Here is a 20,728-nt window from a genome sequence, read left to right on the forward strand (position 1 = left end):
ATTATTATAATTCAATTCTTACTTACAAATCTCCTCTTATTCTTCAGCAAAATGCGGTAGATGATGTCATAAATACATGCACACAAAAAAGCCTTGGATTTCTTTATCCAAAGCTCCTTTGGAACATATCATCATTTTTCATACTTTCCAATTTTTTTCAATAGCTCGAGTAATTCATCCTTCTCATCCTTCGTTAACATTTCAAAAGACTGATATATAACTTGCTCATGACCTGGAAAAATAGAAGCAATAAAGCTCTCTCCAGACTCCGTTAATTGTGCATAAATAACACGCCTATCATTTGGACATGGAATTCGTTTTACAAGCCCTTTTTTCTCTAGCTTATCTACAACGTATGTAATGCTGCCACTAGCTATTAAAATACGCTCACCGATTTGCTGAAGTGGTTGGCCTCCTTTATGATATAGTAATTCTAATACAGCAAACTCAGTTGGATTTAATCCGTTACTTTGTATGGATTTATTTGTAGTATCCATAACAGAACGATGTACACGGGATAATGCAATAAATACTTTTAAAGATTGAGAAATGTCTTCTCGCTCATTATTTGATGTCATACTATTTCAACCCTTCACTTAAATTCTCCGCAACAAAAAGAAAAGCAACGTAGCACTTCATTACAACTTCCGAATGAATATTCACTCATTCCTTTTCCTTTCCCTAATGTAATGCAAATGATTCTTGAATAAAAACATGACAATTTTAACATAGTTTATATATAATGATAATAAAAAAAGAAGGAGTACCAAATTTGAAAGTCAAATTACAAAGCATAGTTTTTTACATACTGCTTGTTATACTGCCAACGATAGGGATTGGTGCCACATTTTTTTCATATCACACTTATCAAATGAAACAGGCAAACAAACTATCTGCTCACACTGTTCTCTTTTTATATAGAGACTATTTAGACCATCACCTTGGTGAAGCTATATCTGCCTTAGAAATGCTCGCAAAAGTCGTAGGGACCGAAACTGGAAACATCAATGGGATTAAACAGATTGTACATGATACCGATGGAAATGATGAACGTTTTTCCGGTCTATATTACGCTACGACAGATGGGATGATTACACTCGCATCCCAAGGCGATTCGCCGCCTATTGACGTTTCTGACCGCCAATACATCCAAGATGCATTGCAATCTAAGAAAACAACTGTATCATCAGTTATTACAGATCGCGTTCTTGGACATCAAGCTATTATGATTGCGTCTCCAATATTTAATAGACAAAAGGAACTCTCAGGCTTATTATTAGCAAGTTTACGCTTTGACTACATTTCAGCCTCTTTAAATGCTATTAAACCACAATATCATTTCGAAGTGACTGATAAACATGATGTAGTTTTTCTAACCGATGATAATAACGAAACAAGCGATGGGCATTCTAACATGCTTACTACCCCACTCCAAAGATTAAATTGGAAAGTCTCTGTTTCTCCGTTACCTATTCATCAACAAACTTTATACCAGTTAGTTTCAATAGAGTGTATAGCTACTTTATTTTTAATGTCTATTTTATTTTTACTTGCTCAATATATGTTATTAAAACGTCAAACAAAACTAGAAAGACAACAAAATGAACTACAAAAAATTGAATTGGTTGGAACTTTTGCAGCTAGTACAGCTCATGAAATCCGTAACCCTCTTACTGGAATTAAAGGACTCGTTGCTCTGTTAAAAGAGAAATATAAAGATGAACAGGATCAGTTCTACTTTTCCGTAATCGAACAAGAAATAGAACGGATTAATGAAATTGTAAGTGAATTTCTTATTCTTGGAAAACCAACTGCCATCATTGAACAAACATATGATGTAAGAACGATTCTTAATGAGGTAGCATTAATTATCCAATCTGAAGCGAATCTACATAACATTGTATTTCATTTACATTTGCCAGACCATCCTGTTCATATACGTTGCTCAAAAGACCATATGAAACAAGTGGTTTTAAACATTACAAAAAATGCAATTGAAGCTATGGCTTCTAGTGATACATTAACCATTGTAGTAACAAACAACGAAAAACACGCACACTTGCAAATTATTGATACTGGAAAAGGGATTCCTAAACATATTCAAAAACACCTCTTTCATCCGTTCTTTACTAATAAAGATACTGGAACAGGTCTTGGGCTTGTTATATGTAAACGAATTGTAGAGATGTACAATGGGCATATATTTATTGATAGTAAAGAAAACAAAGGAACGACAGTTCATATAGAGATTCCATTACACATAGTATAATTATCCTTATCCTAAAAGGGTAATTATACTTATTTCATAAAACCAGCTACAAACATTCTCCAAAAATTGTTTGATTTCCCTTCATACCCAATTTGAAAAATAGGAACCTTTATAATTGAAAACCATTTCGGTGTTTGTTTTTCTTTGTAACGCTGATACTGTACGATAAGCTTGTCCAATTCTTGACTAACTTGAATTGTCTCCATACTATTTAACCCACTTGTTAATCCTAAATGAATCATTTCTTCACGTTTCATATGAATATCATGCGAAAGCTTTTCTAATGTGTACTTCCTTTTTACAGTAAACATCCATATCCCCCTTATTTTTCTTCCATACTCTCAACGCCTCTTCTACTTTAGCCCTTTAAACACTTAATTCTATTTAAAATTGAAGAATCAGAAAATTTAACATTTTTCCCCTGTAAATTACAAATCTTTACCCTCACTTTGAGAATTATTACAAATTATTCTATCTTTGTAAATACATTCGCAATAATAGACATTTTTTTCATCTTCTTTTTTGTAAATACTCAGTAAACAGTGGATTCTCTATTTTCAATGTACTTTTCTTCGACATTTTTTGTTTAATTTATGTAAAAACGCAAAACATAATGATGATTGATAAAGTGAACTTTAATTAGTGGGGGTTTTGTCCATCCCCCACTAATTATTAGCCTTCACCAATCGGGCGTTTACGGGCAGTGGATTTTCCACCTAACTTCTTTACTCCAGCCAAATTTTGAGGTGGGAGTCTTACTGCCCGCAAATAGCGGGATAAAATAGAAAGGAAATATTTATATGCGCAAATATACTATTACAGTTCTCATCTTCACCCTGTTCATACCATTCTTCCTCTTTCCTATTCAAGCTAACGCTCATACGAATAAAGTTGCTATTGTCATCGATGATTTCGGCAATAATATGAAAGGCACAGATAAGATGTTATCACTTCCTATTCCACTCACTGTTGCTGTTATGCCATTTCTTCCTTCTACTAAACAAGATGCAATAGCTGCCCATAAAAAAGGGCATGAAGTTATTATACATATGCCAATGGAACCAATTAGAGGAAAAAAAGAGTGGCTTGGACCAAAAGCGATTACAACAGATTTAAGCGATGAAGAAATAAACAACCGACTCGAACAAGCAATTCAAGAAATACCTCATGCAATAGGAATGAACAATCATATGGGATCAAAAGTAACCGCTGATGAAAGGATTGTACGTCTTATACTTTCTGCCTGTAAAAAGCACGGTTTATTTTATTTAGATAGTAAAACAAACCCTAATAGTGTTGTCCCAAAAATCGGTAAAGAATTAGGCGTTCCTATTATTGAAAACCAATTATTTTTTGATGATGTATATACGGTAAGTCACATTTCAAAACAAGCACAATTACTCATAAAAAAAATCCAAGACAAACCCATTATGGTAGCTATCGGACACGTTGGGGCTCCAGGTGAAATTACATCACGTATTATCGAAACTTCTATTCCTAAAATTCGTGAGCATGCAGACTTTATTTTTTTATCTGATTTAGCATTATCTCCACCTTCTGTTTCAAAATAAAATTCATTTCTCGCACTAAAAAAGATACCTATCTACACATAGCAGATAGGTACCTTTCCTTTTCAACTTAAATATAATCTACATGACTCACCCTAAATCCCTTTTTCTCTATCTTGTCAATTAATTGCTTTAATTTTTTTTCATTTAACTCATCCGATATATTTACGATAACACGGCGAATATATTGATCACCGTTATCAAGCGTAAACAGTCCACCGATATTATATGCTTTTAATAATGTCCCAAGCTCTTTAATTGTTCCCTTACAATCTTGTGTTGCAATTGTTAATATATAACCACCCGTCCGCATACCGAACGAATCCTCAATGACATCAAATACATTAGAATGTGTTAAAATGCCGACAAATTCATTATACTCATTTAAAACCGCTAAAAACGGGAGACGACGAATAACGTAAAAAGCTCTAAAAAAAGAATCCTTTTCAAAAATAAACGAATTTGGACTTTCCAGTACATCTTCTGTACTTACATCCTCTAATCTGCTATTACACTTCTTTTCTAAAAGATCTACTTTATAAATAATCCCCGTGAATTCCTTCTCATTTTCTGCTAATACAGGAATTGCGCGAAATCCCGTTTCATTCATAATTTGTAACGCCTTTTCACCAGAATCATTCGTTTTGCAAAATGTCACCTGCTGTTTTGGCAGAAAATGATATTTAACTCGCAAAATATGTTCCTCCTTACATGTCAACATGTAATCTATATATAATAAGGAGACCTATATTTTATGAGTAAAATTTCTTTTTTAAAACGCTTTCATTTTTAAGGGATGATAATCTTTGTGAATACATCTTTATATAACAGAACTTTTTGCCCCTTTTATCATTAAAAGCTTTACGTGATAGTTCATTAAATACTCTATACCTTCCAACCATTTTTTCGCTTCTTCTGGAGTTTTCCCCCACACGATCATTCCGTAATTATGAACAAGGACTACTCCTCCACCTTCAATAAAATTCGGAACATTATTTTCTAATAAATTAGCGAATTTCTTTTCATCTTCTACAATTGGAATTGTCATTTCTATAATACCGTCTTTTCCAAAAACACGTTCCACACTACGTTTTTCGAATGTTACTTCTCCTTCTTTCCCATATAGCTCTGACATTAAATGACTATCTACAGTCTGTACTTGTAAAATGCATTCTGCACTACTTTTTTTATAAATATCCGCATGCATAAATGACTCTATAGCTGGTTTTTCTTCGTTTTCAAATACTGGCTCACACATGCAATTTACGACAATAAAATCTTCTTCAGAAAATACCCCTTTATCTCTTCCCTCTACATTCACTAAAAATGTTAATGGCTCTTTTGACGTACACATAGATAAACTAATTTTCGTACCATAAAACCAATCGCGAAGTGCCAATTCTGCTTTCACATCTTTTAATTCGTTCCATTTTTTCAGAAAAAATAACATTTCGTCACCCCCGGCGTAATATTAATATAATATTCAAATCCTTTCTATATAAAAGGAATGTTTTTTGATTATTCTAAAAATTTAATTGAATTATCACACGAGAATGCCTTTTTGTCAATATGGTTTCAGCACCTATCGGAAAAATAGGCCTATCACATGTAAACACTCCTGTCTATTTAGCATTTGATTTTGTACATATAAAAAATACGTTATTCTTCTTATTAAAGAATAACGTATTTTTCTCATTTATTATTTTTTTATTGCCCTATACAGAAATTGCGCATATTGCTCACGTGTTACGAAATCATCCCCTAAAAAGTTCCCATTCCCGTCACCTTTTGATATATTATTATCCACTAATGCTTTCACATATCCTTCTGCCCAATGACCTGTTGGTACGTCTGTAAAGTTCTCCAAATTATTTTCAGTTTCATTTAACTGAAATACTTTTTGTAATACTACTGACATCTCGTACCTAGTTAATACTCCTTCTGGACGAAACTTACCTGTACCATCTCCTTGCATAATTCCAGCTTGTGCAACTGTAGCAATATCTTGCTCAAACATATGCCCTTTCGTATCAGTAAACATCTCTTTCTGCTCTGCTTTATTTTCTAATTTCAAGTACCTTTGTACTAAAGACGCAACTTGTCCACGAGTAATACTATCCCCAAATCCAAATTGGCCATTTCCATATCCCTTGAAAATATTTTCTTTCGCTAAATAATGAATTGCTTCTTCTGACCAATGTCCTTTTGGTACATCTTTAAATTCTACTACCTCTACTTTCTCATCTTCTTTAGAAGTATTGTCTTCTTTAGAATTGTTGTCCCCTTTACTTTCTACTACATTTTGAATTACAGATCCTGTAAAGAAGATTCCTGTATCCGCAAATGGATCTTTCACTCCAAATTCATATACTTTCTCACCTGGTGTACTCCATTTCACTACACCATTACTATACGTACCACCATCACTCTTCAGACGGATTTTTGTAGATACCTCGCCGTCTTTTTCGTATATAGGTACTTTTACTTCTTTATTTACTTCTGTATCCTCTAAAAAGACTTTTTGGTTTTGGACATTAATATAAGCTTTCTTACTTAGTTCTATTACTGGTGTAACATCGCGGATTTCATTTGCAACAAAACTTAAATATACTAACTTATTCAACTTACTAACTGGCGATAAGTCTGAAATATAATTTGCTTCTAAATCAAGTTTTTGTAAGTTTACTAGATTTGATAATGGAGTAATATCCTTTAACTCATTATTAGGTAAATCTAATTCTGTAAGCTGAGTCATTTTAGCAAGTGGTGTCACATCTTCAATTTGATTTTTCCCGATAAATAATTTATTTAATTGATTCATTTGATCAATACCCGATAAATCTTTAACCTTATTACGCGTTAATACTAAGTCCTTTAAAGGTAATGAATATAACGGTTTAATATCTTCAATTTGATTACCTGCTAAAGTTAAGTATGTTACATTTTTCAATGCGCTTAATGGAGCAACATCCGTAATTTTATTATTTGCTAAATTCAAGTAATCTAGTTGTTCCATTTTCGCTAATGCTGTTACATCTTCTATTTGGTTGCCTGATAGATATAAACTTTTTACATTTTTCATTTCAATTAGTGGTGCAACGTTTGTAATTTTATTATTACTCAAATCAAGAGATTCTAAATTTTCCATCTTAACAAGTGTTGTTACATCTGAAAATTCATTACCACGCAAAGCTAAATGATTTAATTGCTTTAAATTCGCAAAGAACGACGGATCTGTTATCTTCGCATTCGCAACTGTTAAAGATTTTAAATTTGGCATATATTTTAATGCACTATAATCCAGAATCTCATTCGTGTTTAAAAACAAGTCCTTTACTTGTAATAACTCTTCTTTCGTAATTGGTGTATTTAAATCTTTTCTATTAAATACTTTTTTATTAACAAGTTCTCTTAATTTGTTATCTGTTATCATATTTTGATTATCAACTGGATTATCTGTTTCCGTATTGCCTGAATTAGAGTTATCATCTGGTTTCTCTGTTTCTTTTTCACCTACAGTTGGATCTTTAATTTCAAATTGAACTTGATATTTGTGATCATATCCAATAGCCGGAATAAGTATATGCATTTGCATATTGTGCTTCTGCTCAAATTCGCCAATTTCAAATTGGACTACTTTCGTTCCATTTTTTCTTTTATCTTCTGACAGAACTTTCACATCATGAAATACACCAGGTTGATTTCTATCTTCTATTCTAAGATATTGAAAATAATCGCTATCTTGTATTGTTACAGTAACGATTTTTTTCCCATCTTCAATTGCTACTTTAGGATTTTTTATGTACTGAGAAACCATAGATGGCTCATCTTTTTGATCCTTATATATTTTAATCTCAGTATCATACGTGCGATCACTGGCTGCTGCTACCGACTGGTTTGCTTCAATTTTTATTGCTGCTAACGCTGGAGTAGAATACGCAGCAAATGGAATAGCTAATGTTGTTGCTACTACTAGAGCTTTAATATAACTTTTTTTCAAAATAATATCCCCTTATCTTATATATATTTCAATTGATAATTACTATCAATTGCTAACATAATAAATGATAATGAATCTCATTATCATTGTCAACAAGAATATTACATTAAGTTTATATTTCCATAGATAAAAAATAAAAAGCCCTTTACTCAAAGGGCTTTTTTGCCTATCGTATGAAGGATTTCACTTTTTTCTTTTTCATTAATAACACCAATTTTTTGCAAAATGTTTGCATACAATACAAGTTTATTATATATCCGTTCCGACATACTTTCCCTTCTTTCCTTCGACCAACTTTTTTTGTATTGGTAAATTATATGAACGAGATGAGAAAATGTGTCCACTTTTTGCATAAATACAAAGCTTTTATTTTTTTACTTGCTGATAGTAAAACTCCCATCTAAAAATTAGGTGGGAGTTTTAACGTATTCAATTCATTTAGCAAACTGTCCATTGAATATTATGCTTTTTGACTTCTTCTTCAAAACTATAGGGCATTTTCTTATCACAAATAATATGTTGAATACGAGAAAATCCTGCTATTCGGTAGTTCCCTTTGACGCCTACCTTTGTATGATCGCATAAAATATACGTTTTCTCAGCTAATTTCATCATCGCTTCTGACAGTTTCGCCTTTTCTAATTCAAAGCTAGAAACCCCAAAACCTTGCAACAACCCATCAATCGAAACGAATGCTTTATGAAAATGAAATTGATGAATTACTTGCTGTGAAATAGACCCCGACACACGTGAATGTTTTGGAGATACTTTCCCGCCTATAAATAAAACTTCACCGTGAAACATCTTTTTATTAATAGAAGAAATTAATTGTGTTGCTACTGGAAATGAACTTGTTACAATCGTTAAATTTTTACGATGAACAAGATATGGCACCATTTGAAGTGGTGTACTTCCATCATCAATCGCAATAACATCTCCATCTTCCACAAACGTTGCTGCTTTATACCCAATTCTTTTCTTCTCTTCTATATGCAGCATCTCTCGTTCTAACATCGGTGCCTCTATCCCAGCTCCCGGAAGTTGAACGGCTCCACCGTAAACTTTCTTCAATTTTTTTTCACGATCTAATTCTTCTAAATACCGACGAATCGTCTCTGTTGATACTGCGAACTCTCTCGCTAATTCTGAAACTTTTACTTTTCCTTTAAACTCTACCTTCTCAAGAATTGTCCTCTTTCTCTCTTCACCTACTACAGACATAGCCTCACCCCATTTATATCTACCTCATAAACTGTCTTACTTATACAAAGTTATAATTTTCTTTGTAAGTAGAAATCTCTTCATGAATATAAATACCGCGCTTTTCTAGTTCGTCAAAAATAATTTGTGGATTTTCGAAAGCTTCTTCAGGAGTAATAACACCGGCCTTATTAACTACTCCTTTTGCAATTAACTCTGTAGCGATTCCAAATGGGATACCAACATTTCTTGTATAGGCCCTTAATTTCTCCCAACCTACTACAGAACCGTCAGATAGCGGATGTGTATGGTATAACACATGCCTTTGTTTTTGATTATTTTTCATACCTACTACTTCTACATGAAGTGCATAACCATAAAGCTCTGTTGCTTGTCCTTCTTTCGATTTTAATAGATACTTCGAAATACAATCCATAATACCAATTTCTTTACCGTTTATTTCAATTTGATCATTACGCAATATACCATAATCATATAAAGCACGAACGAGCTGCATATTTTGCTCTGGCCAAGTTCCTCTTGTTTCAATAAGCTGTACACCTTTATCTTCCAGTGCCTTTGCTAACGTAATCGTTTCTGAATGCGGGATTATATACTGCATTGTTTTTCCGTAAGGCGCTGGTAATTCAATTTCTCTCGGGCGCGCAAACGGAGGTACTTGCTTAAATTCACTTTCCTCATACACTGTACGCGTTGGCAAATGTGGATCATATTCATATGTCGTTGTCTCTGTAATTGATGCAGAAAAAGCAATTGGACGATACGAGCCATGACTTACTCGAACTGACTCTACAGTATCTAGCTGATTTGCTGCATGCATGGCCATCATTTGCGTTACACCTGGTGTCATACCAAACCCAGGTAAACATGTTGTTCCATGTTGAACAAATTTAGAGTGGGATTCATTTTCTTCACCGAATCCATTTAAGTTCACACCGTGACAGCCGGCATCTGCGATACAGCGAGTAGACAATCCATTTAACTTTATCGTCGTACCATCCATTACAATGTCATAGCCTTTCATTTTTGCGACCGTATCCTCATGATTCGTCACATCGACTTTCACAAAATCAACACGAGGATCATTTAACCACTCTACTACTTTACGGCCCTCTTCTTCGTTAAAATCGGCTACCGTAATCGTCTCAAAAGATGAAAATTGAACTAAATCTAAAATTGCTTCACGACAAATTTTACCTGCTCCACCTAAACAAAATACTTTCATCCTATAACAACTCCTTTAGCAATACTATCAACTAAACGTTTTATATCTTCTTCATGTACATCACCGATATTTCCAATGCGGAACGTATCTACTTTCGAAATTTTGCCTGGATAAATAACAAATCCATATCGCCTCAATTCGTTATACAGCTGCAAAAATTCAAATCCTGCTTCTGGATAAATGAAAGATGTAATAATAGGAGATTGATATTTTTCATCTACTAATGGCTTAAAGCCTATTTCTTTCATTTTGTTCACTAATAATTTTTGATTATTATAATATCTATTATAACGGGCTCTTACCCCGCCTTCTTCTTCTAATTCAAGCAATGCTTGATAGAAGGCGCGTACAATATGGGTTGGTGAAGTAAAGCGCCATTTCCCATTTTGCTCTTCCATCGTTTCCCACTGATCATACAAATCTAATGATAAAGAACGAGCTTGCCCTTTACATTTCAATAGTTCATCACGATTTGCGATGACAAAACCGAATCCGGGAACACCTTGAATACATTTATTCACACTACTAATTAGAAAGTCAATTTGCAACTCAGCGATATCTATTTCAATACCACCGAAACTACTCATTGCGTCAACCAGTGTAACTTTTCCATATTGTTTTCCCAATTTACATACGTCTACAATTGGATTAATAATACCTGTAGTTGTTTCACAATGAACAACTACAATATGCGTAATCTCTTTATCTTGTTGCAATAACTTTTCTACTTCTGCAATATTAGTAGGCTCCCACTCTTCTGTTTGACTGACCATCACATCTATATGTAACATCTCTGCCATTTGTACAATCCGCTTACCGTACGCACCATTTGTACAAACTAGCAGCTTTCCGTTTCTAGGAATAACAGAACCAATTACTGCTTCAACCGCAAACGTACCGCTTCCTTGCATTAAAACTGTTGTGTACTTTTCTTCTTCCTTTGTCGCTAACGATACAAGCCTATTTCTTACATCTTGCACCATCGTGTTATATTCAACATCCCACGTACACCAATCGTATAACATAACTTCTTTTACAGTTTTTGTTGTCGTTAATGGTCCTGGTGTTAATAATAAATAGTGATTTTCATTCATGATCGTGTGCCCCCCTTTATGAAATAATAAGTTCTTATTTCTCGATATGTTCAATTACGTTTTCGAGCTCCTGCATCGTTTCAATTGTAAAATGAGCCCCATTTTCAATAAAACGATTACGAACTACTTCTATTTTTTCACGAAGCTCTAACGGATCCATATTCTCAACTTCCTCTTCCGTTAAACCGAGCTCACTACTACCGAGGATTACACCAACTGTCCACATTCCAGCATTTCTGCCCTCTTTCATATCTGACACGGTGTCTCCAACTTTTATCATATGATTCATTGGGTATACACAGAGTTCCATCGCATTTTTATAACACATCCACGGATATGGACGACCTGCTGGAACATCATTTGGCGTCACAAGAAAATCAGGTTTATACCCTTGTATTTCTGCTTCTTTTACAACAATGTCCATCATTTCTCTCGTATAACCAGTTGTTGATCCAATTTTAATACCTCTTTCACGTAGTGAAGAAACCACTTCTTTTACCCCATCAATTGGCGTGGCATAGTACGGTAAAATAGCAAAGAGAATTTCTTCAAATTCTTCATACATCTCATGAATGTCTGCTTCTGTTGGTAATTGTCCGAAGACATGCTTCCACTCATTCGCAATACGAGGCATTTCTGTTAGTGCCCTTACATGATCTATTTTTAATAATCCCATTGGCTTACGTGCTTCTTCTACTGTAATTTCAACACCACGTTTATGAAAAATCTTCATGAATACTTCTAATGGTGCAAAACATCCGTAATCAACTGTCGTACCTGCCCAATCAAAAATAACTGCTTCAATTTTCATTCTATCCATCACCCTTCTTACTTATCTTTTTTGCCATTGTGAAGTTCGGTTACGAAGTGCTTTCGTTCCCCATTCGTATAAAACTCTTACTACAATATTGGTAACAACAATAAGTACACTCATCGCAGCTGCTGGTGCTACATTTCCTGCATCATCCATATTTACAATTGATACAGCAGCTAGTTTAAAATCAGCCGCATATAAGAACACTACTGCCGATACAGTCACCATTGAATTTACGAAATAGTACATAACCATTTCTAAAATAGCTGGTAAACACATCGGTACTGTTACTCGAAAGAAAGTTTTATAAAACGGTACGCTCATCGACTGTGAAACAAGTTCAAACTCTCGGTCCAGTTTCTTTAAAGCAGTCGTTGCGGTAACAAACGTTACAGAGTAAAAATGAATGATATTTACTAATACTAAAACAGCAATTGTGCCATATAAGGAATGAAACGGATTTGTTACTGAAAGTCCTAGAATTTGAATTGTTGGTTGACTGAAGAAAAAGACATATCCTAATCCAAGTACTAATCCAGGAATCGCTAACGGTACAATAGAGAAAAAGTAGCCTACTTTTCTGAAAAACCGTAGCTGTTCTATTTTTTCAATCGCATAAGCGAACACAAATGTTAAAATCGCCCCGATAACTGCCGTAATAGCTGAGACAATTACACTATTTTTAAATGCTTCAATTCCGTCTCCTGTCAAACTTGAAAAATTAAAATGCTCAAGTGTAAAACTCATATTATATGGCCATACTTTCACACTTGCAGCAATACCAACTGCCACAAATAAAAGAATGATCATAAACGTGACTACGCTACAATATACGAATGAAATAACATCTCTTTTCTTATTATTTATTATTCTGTAAGGTACTGCTTTTGAAGATAAGAGATTCGCCTGTTTTCTTTGCGTAATACGATCAACTGCAAATGCGAAAATAGCTGGGATCAATAAAATCATTCCGACAGTTGCGCCCATGGACATATTTTGCTGTCCAATTACTTGCTTATATATGTCAGTAGCAAGTACGTTATATTGTCCTCCAACAATTTTAGGTGCCCCAAAATCAGTGAAACTAAGTGTAAATACAACGAACATCGCACTAATTAATCCGTATTTCACACTAGGTAAAGTAACCGTAAGAAACTGTTTCATTTTACTTGCACCCAACATATTAGAAGCTTCATATAAACGATAATCAGAACCTTGGAGAGCAATTAATAAAATAAGGAATGCTTGCGGAAATGTATACATAACTTCAGCCATTACAATTCCTACTGGTCCGTATAACGGTATTTGTATTCCTTCAAATAAACCAAACATCCCTTTTGTTATTAACCCTTGATTACCAAATAAATATGTAAGCGCAATACCGTGCATCATCGTTGGTGCAAATAATGGTAATAATGCTATGTATTGAAATACGCGCTTTCCAAAAACATTTGTACGAGCGATCGCATATGCGTAAGCGAAAGCGAGTGTAACCGAAATAATTGTTGTAGCGCTCGAAATCCATATCGTATTTTGTAGTGATTGAACTAGCGTTGGTGTTGTGAAATATTTACTGAAATTCGCAACACCAACAAAAGCTCCATCTTTATCATAAAAGGCTTGTGTAAACAGTTGTAATAAAGGCAATACAAGCATGATAAAAAATGAAAGAAGCATACCAATAATTAATAGTCTTTGTATCCACTCTTCTTTACCGATACGTCTCTTAATCTTTTTTTTTGTACTTTCTGCCTTAAAGTTTTCTAACATCTCCATCTATACAATGACCTTCTTTCCATATGACAACATATGATTTTCTGAGAAAGAGATTTGAATTGGCTTTCCTTTTCTAATAGCAGTTTCCTCTACTTCTGATGCCAATATATCCACTACAATTTTCTCATTATAAAGGTGTGTTTTCTCTTCTATGACCCGCACTTCCGTCCGGTATACAGAACCGCGAAATTCCATGCTTTCTACAACTGTTTTAATACCATTATTTTGTACAACTGTTACATGTTCAGGACGAATCGCATGTTCTTCGTTATTTTTCGAAAAGAAATTAATAGAACCAATAAAATCTGCCACAAACGGATTGGCTGGTCTTTGATAAATCTCCTCTGGTGTTCCAATCTGCATAATTTCCGCATGATTCATTACAACAATTTTATCAGCCATCGTTAATGCCTCTTCTTGATCATGCGTTACCATAATAGTTGTTACTCCCACTTTTTCTTGCAAATCACGCATTTCTCTGCGCAACTTTTCACGCACTTTTGCATCTAAAGCAGATAACGGCTCATCAAGTAACAAAATATCGGGAGACAGAGCGAGCGCACGTGCAAGTGCTACTCGCTGCTGTTGTCCACCAGACATTTGAGCAGGATATTTATCTTTTACATTCAGCAAATCAACAAGTTCTAACGCCGATAGCGCTTTTTCTTTTACTTCTGCTTTTCCATATTTTTTTGTTTTTAAGCCGTATTCAATGTTTTCAAGTGCAGTTAAATTCGGAAATAATGCATACGATTGAAAAACCATTCCGAAGTTCCTCTTTCCAGGTGGTAATGCTGTAATATCTTTTCCATTCACAGCAATACTACCTGTTGTTGCCTCTTCTAGCCCCGCTAAAATCCGGAGCAATGTCGTTTTCCCACAACCACTTGGGCCCAATAAACAAACAAACTCATTTTTTTTCACAGTAAAAGAAATATCCTTTAACGCTGTAAATGCATCAAACTGTTTTTGAATGTGTTGAATTGATAAATATTCGCTCATTTTTCTCTCTCCCACTCACTTACTTTTTCGGTTCTGCTTTTTGGCCAAACTCTTTTTCCCATTTTTCTAAAATTTTGTCACGATTTTCTGCTGCCCATTTAAAGTCATTCTTTTTATATAACTTTTCTGTCACATCTTTAGGGAATCCATCTGGAAGTTTATAATCATTTTTAATTGTCGCAAATCCATTTTTCTCGAAGTATAACTTCATTACATCATCTGTAATTGCCCAATCTAAAAATGCTTGCGCTAATTTATCATTTTTAGCATTATCTTTCTTAATAAGTGCGTTCGCTTCTACTTCCCAGCCTAATCCTTCTTTCGGCAGTACAACTTCAACTGGTGCACCTTTTTGTTTCTCTTTCAAAGCACTATAAACCATTGATACACCAACTGGATATTCACCTGCGCCTGCTAATTTCGCTGGTTTTGAACCTGAATGAGTATAAGTTGCCATATTATCATGAAGTTTCTTCATGTAATCCCAGCCCTTATCTTCTCCCATAATTTGTAGCCATGCAGAAACTGTTAAAAATCCTGTTCCAGAAGAAGCCGGATGCGGCATAACTAGCGTTCCTTTATATTCTGGTTTCGTTAAATCTTCATATGATTCTGGCATCGGTAAATTTTTCTTCTTCAATTCTTCTTTATTTACAGCAATCCCCGTCATAAATGCAGTATTTCCTACCCATTTTTCTGGTTTCTTATCGTCTTTAAATTGCGGAAGGACACGATCTGCTCCTTTTGGAGAGTATCCTTTTAACATATCTTTTTTATCTAAAGCTAATAGACTAGACGCTGCAGTTCCCCATACAACATCTGCTTGTGTATTTTTTCCTTCAGCTAGCAATTTCGCTGTAATAACTCCTGTTGAATCACGAACAATGTTCAACTTCACGTCTGGGTACTTCTGTTTAAAAGAATCAAGATAAATCGGTACAAGCTCTTCTTCAATCGCTGTGTAAACAGTTAATGATCCAGATAATTTATCATCTTTTACTTTTGCTCCAGCACTTTCTTCTTTCTTTGCACCACACCCCATTAATAACGAAAATACCATTCCAGTTGCTACAGCTTTAAAGATTGTTTTTTTCACTGTCTATCTCTCCTTTTACAAATCTTATGTACAACTCTAATATAAACAACTAGTGTAAAAGCAGTATTAAACCAACATTAATCTTTTGTTTGTTGTTTGTTTTTGTGTAATACGTTGCTACTTCTATGTTTTTTCGCATTTTTCTGCTAATATCAAACGTGAAATTTACAAATAATTTAAAAAACCTTTATAATCCCACAAAAAAATGAGGCGTTTGTAAAAAACGCCTCATTTTTGTTTACCTTTTTTTGAATTACGATTTGCATACTTCGCACTATTTTCTCCTTCATACTCTAATGCAAATTCTGCATCTGGTAAGCTTTCTTTCGGAGTTTTATTATTATTAATTGCTGCATTTTGTTTTACTTTTCTTTTTACCAACATATTCACCTGCTCTCACGAAATAACTTTCTATTCTAGTTTGAAACAACTTACAGTAATTATTACTGGGAAGTGTTAACAAGTACATAAGTGCTTATAGATGGAAATACTACATACGAACAAGCCATTACAAAAAGGAGCGATTACTTTGAAAGAAAAAGAAACGATACAATCGCCAATTTTAGACGAGACGCTCCCTCATCAAATGAACTTTCCTTCTTTTAAAGGCACAGGCAAAAAGATGCAACAACCTTTTATAAATCAATATGATGTTGTAATTGGAGATAGTAAATACGATTCCACTAACAGTCCTCTTAATAATTGGAGTGATGAGGTAGATCCTGCCATTATGGCTGGGGAAGAATGGATCCATCCTACAAATGATATCGGATGGATTGCAGAAGAGAATCAAGAATTACTTAAAAACGAAGTTGATAATAAAAATGATGCTTTTATGCATCCCCAATTCGGAATTAACGACTAAAAAAACCATTCTACCTAACGCAGGTAGAATGGTTTCATACTATCCAATAATAATTCGCTCTTTCGGGTACTTATAGCGAGCTGGTTGCTCTCTTCCACCACTAGCTAAAATAAATGTCAAAATACCGACGCGTCCGATAAACATAAGTACAATAAGTACAAGTTTACCAACAGTTGTTAAATCAGGAGTAACACCTGTTGATAGTCCCGTCGTTCCGAAAGCAGAACAAACTTCAACGATTAAGCTCATAAGCGGTACATTTTCCGTAATAGATAAAATGAATAGCGCTGAGGCACATAATAAAATCCCCATCGTCATAACGACAGATGCTTTCAACACGTCCTCTTCATGTAGCTGACGTTTGAAAACTCGGACTGTTCTCCCGCCTCTTGCAAATGTATATAACGATAATATACTAACTGCAAATGTTGTTGTACGTATTCCGCCCCCAACTGAACTTGGAGATGCCCCAATGAACATTAATATACTCATAAATAAAAGCGTTGGTTGTGATAATTCACGTATGTCCATTGTAGCGAGTCCTCCACTTCGCGTCGTCACAGATTGGAATAATGTATAAAATACAGTTTCATGCCATGACTTTCCTACTAAAAAATGATTTCGTTCTAATAGAAAAATCATAATTGTTCCAACAATAACGAGTACAAAAAATGTCGTTGTCGTCAATTTTGTAAATAACGAAAAGCGAAATAGTTGTTGTCGCCTTTTACTAAGGAATTGTTTTACTTCCATTAACACTGGGAAACCAATAGCTCCTAAAATAATAAGCAACATATGAATCATTTGAACAATATAATCTTTTTTGTACGGAATAAGTGATTGTCCTGTTAAATCAAATCCTCCGTTCGTTGTTGCGCTCACAGCGGCAAAGAAACCGTGAAAATAAGCTTCTTGCCAAGTCGGGAAATATAGTAAGAACCTTGTACCTAACAGTATTGCTCCAATGAGTTCTATCGAAATAATTACAATTAAAATAGAACGCATCAATTCTACAAGGCCCGATAAATTCCCTTGGTTATGGTCTGCCATAATTAATCTTCTTCTTTGCAAACCAATCTTTTTCCCCGTTATAATCCAGACGAATGTACCAAGCGCCATAATTCCTAATCCGCCTAATTGTAAAATAAGGGCTAAAACAATAATTCCTGCCGTTGTAAACGTATCTGAAATTGTAACAACAGACAGTCCCGTAACACTTACCGCACTAACAGATGTAAATAGTGCATCGATAAATGTCCATTTCACTTCAGGCTTCGTAACAAATGGTAAACTAAGCAAAATTACCGACACGACTACTGCTAGTAAATAAAATACAACGATAAGTTGTACGGGACGTAACTTTTGTAAAAACTTTTTTATATCTCTCATTCCATCACTTCGCTACCTTTTTTCTATCGATTAAATAAAGAAAAATCATCACTTTCTTCATTTGTAAATAACTGCTGAAATAGTTTCGCAAATACCATTCCGTATACAGTTCCATTTCCCCCATACGGCAGTGCGTAATATAAATTATGTATTTTTTTATCTTCTTTTAAAATAGGAAGACCGTCATGACTGCCACCAAATGCTGCTGCCCAATAGTACTCTGCCCGTATATTTTTATACTGCGGGAACATTTCTTTTACAATGTTAATAAGAAGATCACGCTTATGCAGTAATTTCGTATCGCCGATTTTTTGAATTTTCAGCGCCTCATCTAATCCGCCTATAACAATGCGGTTTTGATACGTTCGACTATACAAATACGGACGTGCTGTTTCCCAAATTAACGATTGCTCATGCCAGCCTTCAAAATAATCTATCTTATTTGTCACAACGGCATAAGACGTTTCTACTGTTGTATTTTTTTCTTTCTTTCCAAAAATTGCTTCATAACCTGTCGCCATAATAATATTCTTTGCTACTATTTTATTTCCTGTATTCGTGTAACAAATTAAATCATTTTGGATTTGTTTAATATGTAATGCCTCTGTATGTTCGTATATAGTAGCGTCCATTTGTTTCGCTTTATGCAAAAGACTATGCGCTAATAAATACGGATTCACTTCTGCATCACCGCTTGTATATAACGCTGCTTGTTTTGCAAATGAATAACGTTTCTTAATATCAGACTCTGTAAAATATTCAACCGGAAATCCATAATGGCGTAACGTATTATATTCTTCTTGTAAAAATGAAACATCCTCATCTCTACTTGCATAATACAAACTATTTCGCGGAATAAAATGGGGATCAATATCGAGAGTTGGCACAACCTTCTCCATTGTTTGCAGCGCTTCATAACAAAGTCTATATGCTCGTACCCCTTTCTCTTCACCAAATGTATGAATAAGAGAGGTTAACGATTTATCATGAACAAATTGTAATAATCCTGTATTTGCAGCTGTGCTACCACATGCAATTGCTCTTTTTTCAATGAGCATAACACGCATTCCAATTTTAGCTAACGAATACGCTATATGAGCACCCGCTTCTCCACTTCCAATTACTAGTACATCACATATCATATCATTTTCTAACGTTGGATAACAAGGTACAGAAACTCCAGAATTCCAAAACAACTTACCAGTCATAAGCTTCATAATTATACTCCTACAATGTATTTTTCTCCTTCCTATGTTTCGTCATTTTCCATAAAAAAATCCAACTAACATAAGCTAGTTGGATTTCTTCTCTTTAATTAGAACGCTCTTCAAGCCAATTTCCAACCGTCGGATATGTTTGCTTTACAGCTGTTCCACCATACACGATAGACATATGTCCTGTCGGTAAACATACATACTGTTTATCTGTGCTAGAAATATGATCAAGTAAAGCTTCTACTTGACATGGCAGAGCGATATGATCACGTTTCGCAGAAATATTTAAGACATTCGCCTTAATATTTGCAAGGTCTACCTTTTGTCCGCGAATAACGAGTTCACCCTTCACTAATTTATTATTTTGATAAAAATCACGAATCCATTGTCTATACGATTCACCTGGGAACGGAATACCATCGCCTACCCACTTTTGAACTAATTTCCAACTTTCGACGAAGCGCTCATTTTCTGAACGATCGACTAAAGCAACATATGGACCGACAAAGTTTGTAATTGGTTTTAACATCTTATTTCCGAAATCAATCATTTCTGGCGGAATATTTCCGAATGTATCAACCGCTTTATCTAAATTGAAATATTTCTCATCTAATAAAGGACCGTATAATCCTGTTTCAGAGAAATCAAAAGGACTTGTCATAAAAATCAAGTTTCGAATTGGCATGTCCGGATGAAGCGCTGCATAAATAGATGTTAACGTTCCACCCATGCAATAACCAAGTAAAGAAATCTCGTCCGATTTTGCAGTTCTCATTACTTTTTTCACTGCTTTTGCAATATAATCGAACACGAAATCATCAAACTTCAAATGACTATCTTCTAAACCGAATGTGCCCCAATCAAGCATATACACATCAAAACCACGATCTACTAAATATTCCACTAAACTATTTCCTGGAGTTAAATCCATAATATACGGTTTATTAATAAGAGCGTATATTAATAAGATTGGAACTCTCTGTGTTTTTTCTTGTTTTGGAATGTAACGATACAGCTTCGTTTTATTCTTCGTCCAAATAACCTCTTTCGGTGTTAAACCAACTTGTGGTTCTGGTTCGCGTAATAAAACTTCGCTCGCTCTTTTCACACGGCGATATGCTTTACGATATTCTTCTGGGTACAACTCCAATTGCTTTTCCCATTCCGTTACGAATGTAGTCATTTTTCCTATCTC

At 34.5% G+C, this 20,728-nt stretch carries 19 protein-coding genes; 3 read left to right on the forward strand and 16 right to left on the reverse strand.

The genetic code is table 11. The features are described 5' to 3' along the window. Positions 1-131: 131 nt before the first annotated feature. On the reverse strand, positions 132-578 hold the full coding sequence (locus JFU18_RS08790; protein WP_002011538.1) for a MarR family winged helix-turn-helix transcriptional regulator: 447 nt from the start codon (positions 576-578) through the stop codon (positions 132-134). A 194-nt stretch (positions 579-772) separates the two neighbouring features. Between JFU18_RS08790 and JFU18_RS08795 the strand changes: the two genes are divergently transcribed. Further along, positions 773-2,269: a DUF3149 domain-containing protein gene (locus tag JFU18_RS08795; protein ID WP_137057671.1), complete on the forward strand. Its 1,497-nt coding sequence runs from the start codon at positions 773-775 to the stop codon at positions 2,267-2,269. 29 nt (positions 2,270-2,298) lie between these two features. On the opposite strand, the gene JFU18_RS08800 is transcribed toward JFU18_RS08795, so the two are convergent. Then, positions 2,299-2,580 (reverse strand): aspartyl-phosphate phosphatase Spo0E family protein, encoded by a 282-nt coding sequence (locus JFU18_RS08800; protein ID WP_002011543.1) that lies wholly within the window; start codon positions 2,578-2,580, stop codon positions 2,299-2,301. Positions 2,581-3,069: 489 nt separating this feature from the next. Here JFU18_RS08800 and JFU18_RS08805 point away from each other — a divergent pair, with 489 nt between their 5' ends. Further along, on the forward strand, positions 3,070-3,840 hold the full coding sequence (locus tag JFU18_RS08805) for a divergent polysaccharide deacetylase family protein (RefSeq protein WP_002011545.1): 771 nt from the start codon (positions 3,070-3,072) through the stop codon (positions 3,838-3,840). A gap of 67 nt (positions 3,841-3,907) precedes the next feature. Here JFU18_RS08805 and cbpA read toward each other — a convergent pair whose 3' ends face one another. The 11 genes from cbpA to JFU18_RS08860 all read right to left on the reverse strand — a co-directional run bounded on the left by cbpA (position 3,908) and on the right by JFU18_RS08860 (position 16,449). After that, positions 3,908-4,531, reverse strand: coding sequence for a cyclic di-AMP binding protein CbpA (cbpA, locus tag JFU18_RS08810; RefSeq protein ID WP_201032736.1), 624 nt, complete (start codon positions 4,529-4,531; stop codon positions 3,908-3,910). Positions 4,532-4,657: 126 nt separating this feature from the next. Beyond that, on the reverse strand, positions 4,658-5,287 hold the full coding sequence (locus JFU18_RS08815; RefSeq protein ID WP_201034894.1) for a class II aldolase/adducin family protein: 630 nt from the start codon (positions 5,285-5,287) through the stop codon (positions 4,658-4,660). A 249-nt stretch (positions 5,288-5,536) separates the two neighbouring features. Then, positions 5,537-7,837 carry an NEAT domain-containing leucine-rich repeat protein gene (locus JFU18_RS08820; protein WP_201050296.1) on the reverse strand — a complete coding sequence of 767 codons (2,301 nt, stop codon included), beginning with the start codon at positions 7,835-7,837 and terminating at the stop codon, positions 5,537-5,539. A 438-nt stretch (positions 7,838-8,275) separates the two neighbouring features. Beyond that, positions 8,276-9,058: a DeoR/GlpR family DNA-binding transcription regulator gene (locus JFU18_RS08825; protein ID WP_002030497.1), complete on the reverse strand. Its 783-nt coding sequence runs from the start codon at positions 9,056-9,058 to the stop codon at positions 8,276-8,278. Between the two features lie 40 nt (positions 9,059-9,098). Continuing rightward, on the reverse strand, positions 9,099-10,283 hold the full coding sequence (locus JFU18_RS08830; protein WP_201032734.1) for a saccharopine dehydrogenase family protein: 1,185 nt from the start codon (positions 10,281-10,283) through the stop codon (positions 9,099-9,101). Further along, complete coding sequence (gene phnW, locus JFU18_RS08835; RefSeq protein ID WP_201032733.1) at positions 10,280-11,377, reverse strand: 2-aminoethylphosphonate--pyruvate transaminase; 1,098 nt, start codon at positions 11,375-11,377, stop codon at positions 10,280-10,282. The genes JFU18_RS08830 and phnW overlap by 4 nt, the downstream gene beginning before the upstream one ends. Before the next feature lie 34 nt (positions 11,378-11,411). Next, the gene (gene phnX, locus JFU18_RS08840) at positions 11,412-12,188 is read right to left on the reverse strand and encodes a phosphonoacetaldehyde hydrolase (RefSeq protein ID WP_201034893.1); all 777 of its coding nucleotides are present in this window, start codon (positions 12,186-12,188) and stop codon (positions 11,412-11,414) included. A gap of 21 nt (positions 12,189-12,209) precedes the next feature. Further along, positions 12,210-13,967: a putative 2-aminoethylphosphonate ABC transporter permease subunit gene (locus JFU18_RS08845; RefSeq protein ID WP_201034892.1), complete on the reverse strand. Its 1,758-nt coding sequence runs from the start codon at positions 13,965-13,967 to the stop codon at positions 12,210-12,212. Continuing rightward, positions 13,968-14,969, reverse strand: coding sequence for a putative 2-aminoethylphosphonate ABC transporter ATP-binding protein (locus JFU18_RS08850; RefSeq protein ID WP_002086828.1), 1,002 nt, complete (start codon positions 14,967-14,969; stop codon positions 13,968-13,970). A 19-nt stretch (positions 14,970-14,988) separates the two neighbouring features. After that, positions 14,989-16,065, reverse strand: a complete 1,077-nt coding sequence (locus JFU18_RS08855) for a putative 2-aminoethylphosphonate ABC transporter substrate-binding protein (protein ID WP_002011564.1) — start codon at positions 16,063-16,065, stop codon at positions 14,989-14,991. A gap of 228 nt (positions 16,066-16,293) precedes the next feature. Further along, positions 16,294-16,449: a hypothetical protein gene (locus JFU18_RS08860; protein WP_002011566.1), complete on the reverse strand. Its 156-nt coding sequence runs from the start codon at positions 16,447-16,449 to the stop codon at positions 16,294-16,296. Positions 16,450-16,546: 97 nt separating this feature from the next. On the opposite strand from JFU18_RS08860, the gene JFU18_RS08865 reads away from it, so the two are divergent. Next, positions 16,547-16,930 carry a DUF3905 domain-containing protein gene (locus JFU18_RS08865; protein WP_002011568.1) on the forward strand — a complete coding sequence of 128 codons (384 nt, stop codon included), beginning with the start codon at positions 16,547-16,549 and terminating at the stop codon, positions 16,928-16,930. A 39-nt stretch (positions 16,931-16,969) separates the two neighbouring features. Here JFU18_RS08865 and JFU18_RS08870 read toward each other — a convergent pair whose 3' ends face one another. The 3 genes from JFU18_RS08870 to phaC all read right to left on the reverse strand — a co-directional run bounded on the left by JFU18_RS08870 (position 16,970) and on the right by phaC (position 20,716). Further along, on the reverse strand, positions 16,970-18,319 hold the full coding sequence (locus JFU18_RS08870) for a TrkH family potassium uptake protein (RefSeq protein ID WP_002011570.1): 1,350 nt from the start codon (positions 18,317-18,319) through the stop codon (positions 16,970-16,972). A 23-nt stretch (positions 18,320-18,342) separates the two neighbouring features. Continuing rightward, the gene (locus JFU18_RS08875) at positions 18,343-19,536 is read right to left on the reverse strand and encodes an NAD(P)/FAD-dependent oxidoreductase (RefSeq protein WP_201032729.1); all 1,194 of its coding nucleotides are present in this window, start codon (positions 19,534-19,536) and stop codon (positions 18,343-18,345) included. Between the two features lie 94 nt (positions 19,537-19,630). Next, complete coding sequence (gene phaC, locus JFU18_RS08880; RefSeq protein ID WP_000206840.1) at positions 19,631-20,716, reverse strand: class III poly(R)-hydroxyalkanoic acid synthase subunit PhaC; 1,086 nt, start codon at positions 20,714-20,716, stop codon at positions 19,631-19,633. Positions 20,717-20,728: the final 12 nt, after the last annotated feature.

Source organism: Bacillus sp. TH22 (assembly GCF_016651015.1).
GTDB lineage: Bacteria > Bacillota > Bacilli > Bacillales > Bacillaceae_G > Bacillus_A > Bacillus_A mycoides.